Source organism: Hafnia sp. (assembly GCF_036648275.1).
Taxonomy (GTDB): Bacteria; Pseudomonadota; Gammaproteobacteria; order Enterobacterales; family Enterobacteriaceae; genus Hafnia; species Hafnia alvei.
The window spans coordinates 1-14755 of the sequence record NZ_JAVXIQ010000024.1 but is presented as its reverse complement, the minus strand read 5'-3'; the positions used below and the strand labels follow the sequence as shown (position 1 = coordinate 14755).

Sequence of the window (14755 nt, the reverse complement as noted above, 5' to 3'; positions counted from 1 at the left end):
GTATAGCCATCTAGATGTTTACACATCCATAATCCACAGGTACTGTATATCGAACAAGCGCAAATTATTCACACTCAAGGTGAAAGACTCTCATGATCGAACTGAAACACTTAAGGACGCTACAGGCTCTGAGAAATACGGGCTCTCTAGCCGCTGCGGCAGCGCAGCTGCATCAAACGCAGTCCGCCCTTTCACATCAGTTCAGTGATTTAGAGGAACGCTTGGGCTATCGCTTATTTGTACGCAAAAGCCAGCCGCTGCGTTTTACCGTGCAGGGTGAGATTATGTTGAGATTGGCGGAACAGGTTTTGCCGCAGATCCAACAGGCGTTGAAAGCCTGCAACGAGCCACACCAAAGTGCGCTACGCATCGCCATTGAGTGTCATAGCTGTATCCAATGGCTTACCCCAGCGCTAGATAAATTCCGTGAGCATTGGCCGGATGTTTCCGTCGATTTTCACTCAGGTGTTACCTTCGATCCTCAGCCTGCGCTGCAACAGGGTGAACTGGATCTGGTCATGACGTCAGACATCTTGCCGCGCAGCCATTTGCATTACACGCCGATGTTTGATTATGAGGTTCGGTTGGTGCTTTCGCCCGATCATCCTTTGGCAGGCAAAGCTGAAATCACGCCGCAGGATTTAGCGGATGAAACGTTGCTGATTTATCCGGTGCAACGCCAACGCCTAGACGTATGGCGCCACTTCCTACAGCCAGCGGGCGTCACGCCCGCACTGAAAAGTGTGGATAACACGCTGTTGCTGATTCAAATGGTTGCGGCACGAATGGGCATCGCTGCGCTGCCGCATTGGGTGGTGGAGAATGTGGAACGCCAAGGCTTAGTCGTCACCAAGCCTCTCGGTGATGGTTTGTGGAGCCGTCTGTACTCTGCGGTTCGTGACGGTGAACAAAATCAGCCCGTGACCGAAGCATTTATTCAGTCCGCCCGCCGTCATGCCTGTGAGCACCTGCCGTTCGTGCGTGATGCACAGGTCTATCACGGCAAGATTACCCGTGATGCTTTATCTCACGACGAACAATCCATCGACGGTGCACCCATAGCGAAAGCGCAATCACCACGCCACCGGCAATCAGTCTGATCCAGTCCGGATGCTGCTGCCAGATCGCCAGATTAACCAGCAGCCCCGCAGGGATCAGCACGTTATTCATGATGGCTAACGTACCGGCATCCACCTGCGTCGCTCCATAGTTCCACATGAAGTAGCCCATACCGGAAGCCCCCACGCCAAGCCAAATCAAAATCCCCCACTGTAATCCCGTGGTGGGCATCATCTGGTGATGACCAAACAGCAGCCACGCCGGTAAAGCGATACAAAGTGCGCCTAAATAGAACCATGAAAACGCGTTGCGCTGCGGCATAGGGCTGATTTCCATCACGCGCTTATAACCCACCTGCCCTATCGCAAAGCAGATATTAGCGCCCTGAATGAGAGCAAAACCGAGCAAAAACTGCGGGCTTAACGGGTTATAGCGAATAATCAGCGCCCCTAAAACCGCCAGCAGTGCGCTGAATAAATATCCCCAGCGCAGCCGATTTCCCTGCATCAGATCGTAGATCAGCGTGACGTAAATTGGCGTCATGATGGTGAACAGCAGAACTTCTGGCACCGAAAGATACAAGAAGGACTGGTAGTAAAACAAATACATCACCCCGAGCTGGCAGGCACCGAGCACCATATACAACAAAGCCTGTTTGGCTTGTACCCCGCGCCAGCGCAAGAAGGGTAAAAAGACCAGCGCAGCAAGCGCGACTCGCACTAATACCGCAAACCAACCATCAACCTGACCGGCCAGATAAACGCCAATCAAGCTGAATGAAAATGCCCACAACACGGTGGTGAGAAGTAATAAAATCACGAAGTCTTTTGCCCATTGCAGATTTAGGCAACAATTCTACTCAAGGACGCACATGAATGTTGGGCGAAGTAGGTTTACAGTTGAGTGATTTTCAGCCATCCGTTCAAGAGGATTTAATATAATCGACAAAGGCACGCAAGCCGCAGGTCATATATTGCCGACTCGGGTAGTACAGCTGAAATCCTGGCTGCTCCGGTAACCATTCGTCGAGTACGGAAACCAACTGACCGCTTTCAAGATGAGATTTCACTTGGTCATAATACAAAAAGGCAATACCCGCCCCGAGCAAAGTGGCATCCAGCATCGCATCTACGTCGTCCAAAATAATATTGCCGTTGGGGGCAAGCTCTAGCTTTCCTTCAGGCCCGTAAAATTCCCAGTGGTAAGGCCGCCCGCTGGGGAAACGAAAGATAACGCTCTGATGATCCACCAGCTCACGCGGATGAGTAGGCTTGCCATGCTGGGTGAAATAATCCGGCGTGGCGACCACGACAAACTTAACCGGTGGGCCGATAGGAATAGCGATCATATCTTTTTCCACAATCGCACTTGGGCGAACTCCTGCGTCAAAAGCCTCACCCACGATTTCAGCCAGTTTATCATCGGTGGTGATTTCTACTTTGATATCAGGATACTGGCGAGAAAAACCGACAACCAACGGAATCAAAAATAGCTTAGCTGCCACACGCGCCGCATTAATTTTTAATGTTCCCATCGGCAAATCACGAAAGCAGTTCACTTCATCGATCATGGTATTAATTTCATCAAATGCGGGGCGCATTCGATCGTATAAACTCTTACCGGCTTCGGTCAGCGCAACGCTGCGTGTGGTGCGGTTGAATAGCCGGATTTTGAGCCGTTGCTCAAGCTGCTTAATCGCATGGCTTATCGCCGAAGGTGACAAGCCAAGCTCATCTCCCGCCGCACGAAAACTTTTATGCCGCGCAACAACGATGAACGGAGCAAAATCGGAAAAGTTCAGCCGCATTAGTGAAAATCCTTCATCAACCTATCTCAAATACTCACTTTTACAGAATTATCTTTCCCTCGTAAAGTGTCAGCCACACCTTAAGAGATTGAGATAACTCCATGAAATCAGAGAAAATGTATATTGTATGGGCGCATCCTCGCGCTGATTCATTGACCGCACATATTGTTGAGGCCATGCAAAGCCAAGCCGCCCACCATGCTATCGACGTTACCACGCTCGACCTTTACCGCAGAGGGTTTAATCCTGTGCTAGACGTTGAAGATGAGCCGGACTGGGAAAACCCAAATAAGCAATATTCGCCTGATGTGCATCAGCTATATAGCGAACTGGAAGGTCACGACACGCTGGTGGTTGTCTTCCCACTGTGGTGGTACAGCTATCCGGCCATGATTAAAGGGTATATGGATCGCGTTTGGAACCATGGACTCGCTTACGGCGGGAAAGGTTTTCCGGCGAAAAAAATTCGCTGGGTAGCGTTGGTTGGTGGCTCGCAATCAGGCTTTGTGAAATACGGTTGGGAAAAAAACATCACCGACTTTCTCACCAGCTGTGGCAGCTACTTAGGCATTGAGGACACTAAAATTACCTTCCTCTACAACACTATAGGCGTTGAAGAAGACATCACCGATCGCGAGAGTCATTATCAATCGCTGTTTGCTATCGCCCGCAAAGTGATTGACGAAACCGCAAACTAATCGGCTAAACATTGCAAAAAAGGGACGCACGCTTACGTCCCTTTAGCTTCATCTCTCTACTATTTTTGCGCGCTCAAATCCACGGCATCCTCAACTCTGGCATGAAGCGCCAAGGCGGGAAAATCACGGAAAGTATAGTATTTGGCAGGCGCAGGCAGTTGCTTCATGGAACGACCAGGCCAAAGCTGAAGTTCTCCCAGCGCTTGCATCTTCAAGCCAGCCCATTCGCTGGGAAGCTGAAGGCGCAGCGGCTTCGCCTGCTCACCCGGAACCGGCGTAGGCACGCGATCGTCTTCCGTTAGGTAGTTACGTTTCAACACCAGAAATTTCTCCGGCACGGCGCGATGGCTATTCCACCAGTTACCATCCAGCATATCGAATTGGAAACGCGTATCGCTGGCGTCAACCGCACCTAGGCGATGCAACGCATCTGGCAAAACTGTCTGCATAGCCATATTAAACTGCGCTACCGAAGCCGTGTGTCCTTGCAAAATCAATGACGTTGCCAAACGAGCACCGACCAAGTTCGAATAGAGATCTTCCGGTGAAAAGGCAGAAATTCCCTCTGAAAATCCGGGAACTGACTCAAAACCATACCACTGAGCAATTTCATGCCACGCAGCTACTTGGAACGCTAAATAGCTCGAGAGATAAGCGGCCAACGTAAAGCGCTCGGCTTCGTCCTGCGGAGGCGTGAATGCAAACAGCGTGATTTTGCGTTTCGCGAGTTCTTGGCTGAGTTCGATAGTTTGTGCCTGACCCAGCTGTGGCCAAATATGGCTAAACAGATAGAGCGTCATATCCGCCGTATCACGCACATGCGCAATATCGATGAATCCACCCCGTGTGGTATACAGCAAACCATCTTGTTCGCTGCTGATCCCCATGAGATTGGCAACCGCACCAAACAGACTGTCGTTATAGTGGTGTTCCCCCAATGAATCAGCCTCTACCACGTTATTGAGCTGATAAAAGGGAACAGGGATCCCTAGAGCCTGTGCTTTTAAGTTATAGCCAAAAGCACAGCACGGACGTAATCCATCGGGGGCAGAAAGTCGTTCAACCGTTGGCCACACACGCGTAGCGCTCTGCTGAGGCACAGTTGATAGATCAGGCGTAATCGGCAATTTAACATTCGCTGAGCAGGCAGATGTCAGCAAGATCAGACTCGATAGTCCATATTTGAGCACAATGTTCAAAATGCTTCCCCTACCTGAAAATAGAATCCCGTGCTGCCTTTACCGACACCAAGATCGAGACGAACGTTCATACGCGGCTTAAATTCAAAACGATAGCCCACGCCCACCGAGGGCAGCCATGCGCTTTGGCCTAAATCTCGCGTATTTGGTCCCATCGTGCCCGTTCCCAGCCAGCCAACGACGCCATGACGCCAATCTAGCTTTCGTCGATATTCGATTTGCGTGCTCACCACGTTTCGATCGCGATAACGTCCTTCGTAATAACCACGCATCCGATTGTTGCTGCCCAGCAATGGCAGCATATTCCATGGAACATCGCCGTGCGTGAAGCGGCCATCAATCTCCCATGCCAGCACATTTTTGTCATCTAATGCATGGTAAAGCGCATAGCGGCTGTCCAAAGAATCAAAGCGGGTATCACTGCCAAGCCCTGGAGCATAATAGGTATAGGTTAAATTCACCAACTGACCATGTTGGGGATTGGAAACAAAATCACGGGTGTCGTAGGTAAACGTTGCGCTAGCGCCCGAGCTCAGCACCGAAGTACCCGCTTTTTCGCGCTCTAGCGTTCCGCGATCTTTGTCTTGAATCGATGCGGCATGAACAGAAGAAAATGACCAGCCAAGGCCTAAATAAGTGTTCGGTGCAATTCGGTAGAGCAGATCGGGCTTAGCGCTGAATTCCTGCGAGGTATATTTCTGTTTATCGTCATTGTTGCGGCCAGCACTAAATCCCGTTCCCCAGTAATAGGTAGGCATATCGTTGAGTGCACCGCTGAGATAAAAGCGCCACGCGTCGTCAGCAAAGAAGCTGTAGTTCTCTAAACCTAAACCGAAAGCGCCGGTAGAACTGGCAAATCCGCTCAGTGAGAGCGTTGAATTCTGGCTAACGTGATCGTTTTTGTCCGGACGATACATGCCAACCACGGCCATACCTACGCCCAAGCCTAACTCTGGCGTATAAAAGGGGCCCGGCATCACGCCCCAATCAATACCTTTATCAGGGTTAAACTGGTTGTCCGAACCGAGCCCTTTTAACCAGCCATCCACCTGCTGACGCGATGGCAGGAGATCTCCTGCCTGTGCGAAAGAAGAAATGCTAAGGCAAACCACGAGCCAAAGCCCGCCAATGCCCCGCATTAGAAGCGGTACTCACCGGAGACAAAGAAGCTATTACGTTCAGCAAAACCAATTTCAGTCAGAACATTGAAGTTACGGGTAATTTCATACTGCGCACCGACTAAGACGTTCCAAGGCGATTGCAGATGCTGTTTGACGTCAAAACGGCCTTTACCGTCAGGATCGGCGATGTTCATCAAACCAGCTAAATCGCCCGGCATATTAAGGTCTGATAGGCTGCCTTTGAACTCCTGCTGAACGTCCTGATACATGCTTCCGACCCAGACATTCAGTTTGCTTGGTGCCATGTGCAAGGCATCAATCGCAGGGATAGTAAAACGATAGCCAACGCGTGGAGACAGCGTGAAAGCGTCAATGCTGCCATCTAAAATATCAAAACGAGTTTGCGTATAGTTCATATCAACCATAGCGAACCAGTCTTCATAGCCACCGACAAAAGTCGTACCTGCGCCGTAGGTTGTGCCTTTAAATTTCAATTTGAAATCGAGATCTTGCAGTTGGCCGCTATCATGCATGCCTTTTACTACTCGGGCGATAATCCAGTCCATGCTGCCCATAGGGTATTTCGAAGGATCGGAATTAACCGACACTTTGGATAAAGAACTGCCTTTGGTATGACCCACAATCCCGTACACGTTCATGAATGGCAACAGCCACATATCCAATTTCAACGTATCGGTTTTACTTTTCTGGCGAGTCTTATCTACTTTTATATCGAATAAACTCGATGGAAGCTGGTAACTATCCCATCCCAACCCATTGAAATTAATGCTATCCACATTAATGTTCTGGCGGATATTCATATGGCTAACGCTGACACCAAACGGCAGCGGTAAATCATAGCCGCGTGCGCGTGCTTCATCTCCCCAAATAGGCAGGATAGAAGATTCTTTTTCAGGCGTCGCAGCAACCGGCGCTGATGATGTCGTCGTCGTGTGGGCATCACTTCCCATAAGAACCGGCGTTGCCGCCTGATCAATCATGGCCTGAGTCGAAGCCGGCGTAGCTGGTGTATCAGCAAAGGCTGAGGAGGAAATAATTGCAGCAGGAAGCAGCACAAACAGCGCAGAGTTTTTCATTTTTTATCAGATTTTAAGGATGAGAATATGAGTGGAAACTCAAGTGAAATTCACCAAGAGAATAATTAAGGGCGAGAGTATACCAATAAACCATGTGTGTATCGTAAGTCATAAAATGCGCATCGCGGCTAAAGTAGGCTTTAGCCGCGATTTATTTTCTAGTAATAACAGGGCGTTATTACGTTACTTCGACTTTCTTAATAATCTTAAAGCGTTAGCAGTAACCAAGGCTGTTGCACCAGAATCTGCCAAAACGGCCAACCATAACCCCGTCAATCCTAATAGGCTTGTCACCATAAAGACGGCCTTAAGCCCCAACGCAATGGTGATATTTTGTCGAATATTGGCATGTGTCGCGCGCGACAGCGCAATGATTTCCGGCAATCCGGTGAGACGGTTATGCGTTAACGCTGCATCAGCGGTTTCAAGCGCCACATCTGAGCCACTGCCCATCGCAATCCCAATACTCGCCGCCTTCATGGCAGGCGCATCGTTAATGCCGTCCCCGACCATCGCCGTATCCGCTTTTTGGCTGAGTGCCGTCAAAGCATCTACTTTATCGGCTGGCAGCAGGCCTGCGCGGTATTCAATGCCCAGCTTACTGGCGATAGCAGCCGCTGCGCGCGGATTATCACCGGTTAGCATCACGCCGCTGATCCCCATTTGTTTCAGCCGTGCTAAGGCTTCTACGGCGTCTGCACGTAAGGTGTCACTTAATGCAATAACGCCAATAGGTTGCTGTGCCTGAATCACCACGACCACCGTTTTCCCCGCGCTCTCTAACGCGTGGATCTGCGCAAGTGCATCTTCGCTCAAGGCATCCTGCGGCAGTTTAGTCGGTGCCATCACCTGAACCAGCGCGCCGTTAACCACGCCTTCAACCCCAACACCGGCCTTCGCCTGACGATCGTCGGCGGTTAGCATGGCTAATTTTTTATCAGCAACATTACGGACAATCGCCTGCGCCAAAGGATGATGCGAGCCCACTTCAACCGCAGCGGCTAACGTCAAAATCTGATCGGTGTTGATCCCTGACAAAGCAACAACGTCTGTTACCTGCGGAGTTCCCTGCGTCAGCGTGCCGGTTTTGTCGAAAGCGATGGTGGTGACTCTTCCTAGCTGTTCCAGCGCAGCACCGCCTTTAATTAATGCACCACGGCGAGTTGCGGCAGCCAACCCCGAGGTGATAGCTGCCGGAGTCGAAATAACCAACGCGCATGGGCAGCCAATGAGCAACATGGTTAGGCCGCGATAAATCCAAGTATCCCAAGGCTGGGCAAATAACAGCGGCGGCACCAAAATCACCAACAGCGAGAACAACATAATCGCTGGCGTGTAATAACGACTGAAACGATCGAGGAAACGCTCAATAGGTGCTCGGCGTTCATCCGCCTCTTCAATCAGTTGAAGTATGCGGTCAATCGCATTATTGCCCGGTTCCGATACCACGCGAAGCTGGCATACGCGATCAACAACCAGCGACCCAGCAGCCACTTTCTCTCCGCTTTGGCGCTCAACCGGAACCGACTCACCGGTCAGCGCACTTTCATCAAAGCTAATGCCATCTGCCAACAATTCAGCATCCGCAGGCATACGTGCGCCCGGCGCAACTTCGATAATTTGTCCCGGCATCAACGACGACACCGCAACCGTTCTACGTTGACCGTTTTCAACCACGACGGCATCTTCCGGCACCAGCGCCATAAGCGCCGTCACGCCTTTACGCGCGCGGCTCGCGGCGTAAGACTCTAAGAGTTCGCCGATCATGAACAGCAGCAGCACCATCGCGGCTTCTTCGGTTGCACCAATAAACAGTGCGCCAATTGCGGCAATGCTCATCAAGGTTTCAATCGCGAACGGCGTACCGCTACGCGTCAGGTTCCACGCTTGTCGAACCACCGGAGCCAAACCGACTAGCGTGGTGGCAATAAATGCGATACGGCCTAATGCTGGACTAAACTGTTCAATGCCATAGCTGACGATCATCATGACCACTAGCGAGATCAACAGACCGTATTCTTTCCAAAAACCATTTTCAGGCTGAGTTTTCGTGCCACCCGCACCGAGTAACACAAAACCGGCTTTTTCCACCGCAGCCTGTACTTTTTGGCTAACGTCATGCCCTGCATCGACAACCAGCTTTTCAGTGGCAAACAGCACGGCGGCGCGTTCCACGCCGGGGATGCCCCCCACCGCAGTTTCTATCTTTTTGGCACAGCTAGGGCAGTCCATTCCGCGGATTTTCCAGCTAAAACGCTGACTGCCTATCGGTGGAGGTGTAAGAGGAGATGCTGAGGGGTGTTCGTCCTCATTAGCGCCATCATCATGACAATGGCCGCCGCTACAGCAGCTATCCCCCTCTGAAGCCGAGGAAGAAACCGAGCTGGCATGGTTATCTTGCGATGCGGGCTTATCAGAACAACAACCATGTTGGGTTTTGCTATGGCTGTGACCACAGCCGCATGAAGAACTCGCATGGTTATGACTATGCTCGTGTGTAGGATTCTTTCCATGTGAATGGTGAATATGCTCAGACATGCTGACCTCCGTGAGGTTATCCGCTAAACGGAAAAGAGAAATAATCGAGATTTAATAGCAGTCTACACCTTGGAGTCCACTCCAGAGTCAAGGGTTTAAATGAGAAAAATTCTTGTTTTTCACGCATTAAAACAAACCAATTTTGGCTTTAAATGGAGATCTTGTTCTGATTTTTTGAACAGAGGGATGAGTTTTTTACGCTTTCATATTATCGGCTTAGGTCTAAACTAGATTTCAACAACAAGAGCCTGATTGGCTGGCTCATAGGAGATTTTGATTATGATTTATATCCGTAAAGCAAATGACCGTGGTCACGCAAATCATGGTTGGCTGGACAGCTGGCACTCATTTTCTTTCGCCGATTATTACGATCCAGACTTCATGGGTTTTTCCGCATTACGCGTAATTAACGACGACAAAATCGCGGCAGGTGAAGGTTTTCCAACCCATCCACATAAAGATATGGAAATCCTGACTTATGTAATGGAAGGGGCAGTTGCTCACCAAGACAGCATGGGCAACAAAGAACAGGTTAACGCCGGTGAGTTTCAGATCATGAGCGCCGGTACCGGTATTCGCCATTCTGAATTTAATGCCCATCAGGATCGCGATTTACATCTGTATCAGATTTGGATCATTCCAGATCAGAAAAACCTGACGCCACGCTACGAGCAAAAAGCGTTTGATGTCCCACAGGGCCGCCAGTTGGTGCTTTCTCCTGATGCCCGTGATGGATCGCTGAAGGTGTTCCAAGACATGACGCTGACCCGCTGGGCATTGTTGAAAGACGAACAAAGCGTCTATCAGATGCAGGCCGACCGCCGCGTTTGGATTCAGGTGGTTAAAGGTAATGTTTCTATCAACGGCCAGCACGTCAGTACCGCAGACGGTGTGGCAATTTGGGACGAAGCGGCTATTTCGATCCATGCAGACGACAAAGCAGAAATTCTGTTGTTTGATTTGCCACCGGTGTGATTAAAACGTCATCGTAATAAATGAAAAATAGTTTACAGGCCACTGATTACAGTGGCCTTTTTTGTTTATCGAGAAAATTAATTTTTTCTTAATTATCAATTAATTTTAATAAATCCCCATCAGGTTATAAATTAACCCGCATACGCATCCACACGTAAAGCTCGCTCTTGTGTTTTATGTTCATACTGGATACCGACACAAGCAATGAAAGACATAGCGCAGTTTGAAATCGCCTAAAAATGGTTCATCGCAAACTATGTCAACATTCGACCTGACAGCAAGATATATGTTTTCGCGATTGTACTGAGCTATTTATTTGCTCTTAACCAAAGCAACAATAGCTTTTTGGCGTCATGTATCTGGTCAACGGAAAATAGTGTAAGGACACTTCACGATGAAAAATGGACTGTATTTTTCGTGCCAAATTGGTGGGTTACCAACAAATACTTTTGATGTAGCAGAGTTTCATTTAAACGAAAAACTCTCAGAGCTATTTGAACTAACCCTAACGCTGGTTAGCCATAACGCGAACATTAATATTGATGACTTACTTCTTTTGCCTGCGTCATTAACAATAACAGTTAATGATATTAAGCAACGAACAATAGCCGGTATCGTTGCCCGTGCTGAGCACGGCGATAGCGGATTTCGACGCACGTTTTATACATTAACGATTCGTCCCGAAATGTGGACGATGACGCTAAATCAAGAAAGTCGCATTTACCATCAGCGTTCGGTACCCCAAGTTTTAACCGAGCTACTACAGCAAAATCAGATTCAAGCCTCCTGCGTTCAATTAAAAGATGCACATCAACCGCGAGAATTTGTGACCCAAAAAAGAGAGTCAGACTATCAATTTTTTTGCCGCCTTGCGTCCGAAGAAGGCGTGGTTTTTTGGTTCGACGCCGATGGAATGCAGTATAGCGATACACATTTAGCGATGTCTGGTACCGATTTATTATTCTATAACCCACACCCTAAAACAGCTATGGATGGAGATATTATCCATAGCTTACGCTTTGGCGCCTCAATGCGCCCGGGCAAAACGGCGCATAAAGACCGCAACTACCACATTCCAGATTACTTCTTAGAGCATTCGGCCGAGACGGAAAACGTATCAAATAGCCATACAGTTTTTGAAAGCTATGGCCGCTTTCAAAAAGATGCCGAAGCAGCGCCTATGGTGAAATATCGGCTTGAGCAACTTCGCTCAGATAGCCGAGCTGGGCATGCTCAATCTAACTGCATCCGTTTGATGCCGGGCTACATGTTCAGGATCACTGAACATCCACTCCAAACCATGAACGATCTTTGGCAAATAACGGCCATTGAACACCACGGTAAAATGCCTGAAGCGTTAGAAGAAGAGGATAATCAAGGCGGTACGACATTAACCAATAGTTTCAGCTTTATGAGCGGAAAAGCAGACTGGCGGGCACCCTTCATCTTCAAACCACAGGCTGATGGAGATGAAGTTGCCGAAGTCGTTGGCCCCAAAGGGGAAGAAATTTATGTAGACGCAGATGGTGCCGTTAAAGTGTTTTTCCATTGGAATCGTTACGACGCTGAAGATGACAAAGCCTCATGCTGGGTTCGTGTTGCTCATGGATGGAACGGTAATGGATTTGGCTTCCTCGCAACGCCTCGCATTGGCCAAGAGGTCATTGTTTCTTATCTGAATGGGGATATCGATCGCCCCATCATCACGGGATGTACCTACAACGGAAATAATCGTCCTCCGCTAAATTTGCCCGCAGAAAAAACAAAAACCACGTTTAAAACCAAAACACACAAAGGTGACGGCTTTAATGAGCTTCGTTTTGAGGATGAAGCAGGCCGTGAGGAGGTCTACATCCATGCCCAAAAAGACATGAATACTGACGTTCTCAATAACCGCAGCACTACCGTTGACGCCAATCATACCGAGCATGTGAAAAAGAATCAGGCCGTTACCGTTGATAAAAACCAGATAACAACGGTGAAAAAAAACCAAATTATTCATGTGCATAAAAATGAAATGGAAACGGTAAACATCGCTAAAAAAGAGACGATTGGCGTTGCCAAAATTCTCAGCGTGGGTTCCCTCTATCAAACCGTTGTCGGCGGTATTATGAACACCTCTGTCGCGCTGATTGAAGCACTGCAGGTTGGAATCATGAAATCCCTTACTGTGGGAAAAAACTATACCGCGAATATTGGTAAAAAAATGACGGTCAGTGTCGGTGAGCGTAAAACCGAAAGCGCTGGCAAGGTGTCGGTCTACTCTGCAGGAGAGCATCTGGAGCTTTCCTGCGGTGGAGCACGAATTGTTCTGACCAAAGAAGGAAATATCCACTTCATTGGGAACACCATTAATCTTCAGTCTTCACTCGCCTTAAGCGGCGATTCGACGCTGATTAACTGGAATTGCGGAGCCACATTGTCGCCTCCAGAACTGCCTAAGGACACTGACCCTGATGGTTTCGATGGAGGCATGGGTGGTGGTGGGCCAAGCGGCGCCGGTGGACCAGGATGCTACTAAATGCAGTCGATACTAAGGAAGGTATAACATGATCGGATTACCCGCAGCGCGTCAAACAGACGAAACTACGATCGGCGGCCCTATCACGCAGGGTTCGTTAGGCGTGTTGATTGGCGCACCCAGCGGCGTGGCCTGTTCGACCTGTCCCGATGGACAAAAAGTCGGTAAGCCCGTCAACCCATTATTGGGCGCCAAGGTCCTCTCCGCCGAAACTGACGTCGCCTTACCGGCCGCGGTGCCTTTTATCCTGTCCCGCAGCTACAGCAGCTACCAAACCAATACCCCCTCGCCCGTGGGCTTGCTCGGCCCCGGCTGGCAATTGCCCAGCGGCGTCAGCCTGCTGGTAACCAAAACCGGCCTTATCCTCAACGATAACGGTGGGCGCAGCCTGCATTTCAACACGCTCGCCGTGGGTGAGGCGCATTTCAGCCGCAGCGAATCCCTGTGGCTGGTGCGCGGCGGCCTGCTTGAGCGCGACAAAAACCACCCGCTGGCGATGCTCTGGAGCACCCTGCCCGAGTCATGGCGGTTAAATTCACATCTGTATTTGTGTACCGCCGACGCTCTCGGCCCGTGGTGGGTGCTCGGTATTTCGGAAGACGAAGGCCACACCGCACTCCCTGCGCCCTTATCAGCACGGCGTTTTTTGCGCGGCATGCGTGACCGTTTTGGGCAGGAATTACAGTACGTTTACGCCGGTACTGACCTATATTCCGGCGTCATCACCGAGGTTGAGGACAGCGTGGGGCGGCGTTATCGGCTGGAGCACCAGCATATCGCCGAGGCGGTCTGTGCGCAGCGTGGTGGATGGGGGCGTGACAACGGCGTTCGCCTCTCGGCGGTGTTTCTGGTGCATGACCCCGACTTTCCCGATGTGCCCACCGACCCGCTAGTGCGTTACGAATACACCCCGCGCGGTGAACTGCAAACCGTGTATGACCGCAGCGGGCAGGCCATTCGCCAGTTCGCTTATCACCCCGATTTACTCGGGCGCATGACCGCCCACCGCTACCTGGGTCGCCCCGTCAGCCGCTATACCTACGACGCACTGGGCCGCGCCGTGACCCAAAGCAATCCCAACGGGCTGGATTATCAGTTCGATTATGCCGCCGACAGCACCACGGTGACCGACAGTCTGGGCCGTCGTGAAACCTACTATTACACCGGTGAAAAAGGCCTTAAGCGGGTGGTGAAACGTACGTACGCCGACGATAGTGAAAGCCACAACGAGGTGGTGGGCTATCTGCTGATGGCGCAAACCGATGCGCTGGGCCGAAAAACGGCGTTCACCCACGATATTACCACCAGTCAGCTCACCAGCATCGTCGCCCCCGACGGCAACCGCACCCGCTTTGGCTATAATCTCCACGGTTTACTGACTCAAACGATACTGCCCGATGACCGTCGCCTCGTGCGCAGTTATGACGCGCTTGGCCGTCTAACGGCTGAAAGTGACGCCCTTAACCGCACCGTACGCTATGCCTATGCCGACGACGCCAGCTCGCAGCCCTGTACGATGACCGATGCCGGCGGCGGGCAAAAATCCCTCACATGGACACGCAGCGGCCAGCTCTCTCGCTACACCGACTGCTCGGGCAACACCACCGAATACCGCTATGACCGCTGGGGGCAACGCCGAGAGATTTGCCGCCCCGCAGGCCTCACGCTGCGTTATGAGTACGACACCCGTGGCCGCCTCTCCGCCACGGAAAACAACGCCGGTGAACGCACTCAGTATCA

General features: G+C 50.5%; 11 protein-coding genes. 5 read left to right on the top strand and 6 right to left on the bottom strand.

The genetic code is table 11. The features are described from left to right. Nucleotides 1-92: 92 nt before the first annotated feature. Nucleotides 93-1100 (top strand): HTH-type transcriptional regulator MetR, encoded by a 1008-nt coding sequence (metR, locus tag RSC70_RS17010; protein WP_040047282.1) that lies wholly within the window; start codon nt 93-95, stop codon nt 1098-1100. Here the strand turns inward: metR and RSC70_RS17005 are convergent. Further along, on the bottom strand, nt 1009-1878 hold the full coding sequence (locus RSC70_RS17005; protein ID WP_332543053.1) for a carboxylate/amino acid/amine transporter: 870 nt from the start codon (nt 1876-1878) through the stop codon (nt 1009-1011). The two genes, metR and RSC70_RS17005, sit on opposite strands and share 92 nt — an antisense overlap. A gap of 103 nt (nt 1879-1981) precedes the next feature. Continuing rightward, entirely contained in the window at nt 1982-2866 is an 885-nt protein-coding gene (locus RSC70_RS17000) for a LysR family transcriptional regulator (RefSeq protein WP_332543052.1), read from the bottom strand. Between the two features lie 101 nt (nt 2867-2967). Here RSC70_RS17000 and RSC70_RS16995 point away from each other — a divergent pair, with 101 nt between their 5' ends. Next, nucleotides 2968-3564, top strand: coding sequence for an NAD(P)H oxidoreductase (locus RSC70_RS16995; protein WP_332543051.1), 597 nt, complete (start codon nt 2968-2970; stop codon nt 3562-3564). A 59-nt stretch (nt 3565-3623) separates the two neighbouring features. Here the strand turns inward: RSC70_RS16995 and RSC70_RS16990 are convergent, their stop codons facing one another. The 4 genes from RSC70_RS16990 to RSC70_RS16975 form a co-directional block, all read right to left on the bottom strand. After that, nucleotides 3624-4766 (bottom strand): DUF4056 domain-containing protein, encoded by a 1143-nt coding sequence (locus RSC70_RS16990; RefSeq protein WP_432707165.1) that lies wholly within the window; start codon nt 4764-4766, stop codon nt 3624-3626. Then, entirely contained in the window at nt 4760-5902 is a 1143-nt protein-coding gene (locus RSC70_RS16985) for a BamA/TamA family outer membrane protein (RefSeq protein ID WP_332543050.1), read from the bottom strand. Before RSC70_RS16985 ends, RSC70_RS16990 begins: the two co-directional genes overlap by 7 nt. Continuing rightward, nucleotides 5902-6855, bottom strand: coding sequence for a hypothetical protein (locus tag RSC70_RS16980; RefSeq protein ID WP_442904322.1), 954 nt, complete (start codon nt 6853-6855; stop codon nt 5902-5904). The genes RSC70_RS16985 and RSC70_RS16980 overlap by 1 nt, the downstream gene beginning before the upstream one ends. 309 nt (nt 6856-7164) lie before the next feature. Further along, complete coding sequence (locus tag RSC70_RS16975; protein WP_332543048.1) at nt 7165-9519, bottom strand: zinc/cadmium/mercury/lead-transporting ATPase; 2355 nt, start codon at nt 9517-9519, stop codon at nt 7165-7167. A gap of 279 nt (nt 9520-9798) precedes the next feature. Here RSC70_RS16975 and RSC70_RS16970 point away from each other — a divergent pair, with 279 nt between their 5' ends. The 3 genes from RSC70_RS16970 to RSC70_RS16960 all read left to right on the top strand — a co-directional run. Continuing rightward, the gene (locus RSC70_RS16970) at nt 9799-10494 is read left to right on the top strand and encodes a pirin family protein (RefSeq protein WP_025802180.1); all 696 of its coding nucleotides are present in this window, start codon (nt 9799-9801) and stop codon (nt 10492-10494) included. A 394-nt stretch (nt 10495-10888) separates the two neighbouring features. Next, the gene (gene tssI, locus RSC70_RS16965) at nt 10889-13015 is read left to right on the top strand and encodes a type VI secretion system tip protein TssI/VgrG (protein WP_332543047.1); all 2127 of its coding nucleotides are present in this window, start codon (nt 10889-10891) and stop codon (nt 13013-13015) included. A gap of 28 nt (nt 13016-13043) precedes the next feature. Next, the coding region (locus RSC70_RS16960; protein WP_332543046.1) for a DUF6531 domain-containing protein at nt 13044-14755 on the top strand (1712 nt) is incomplete at its 3' end.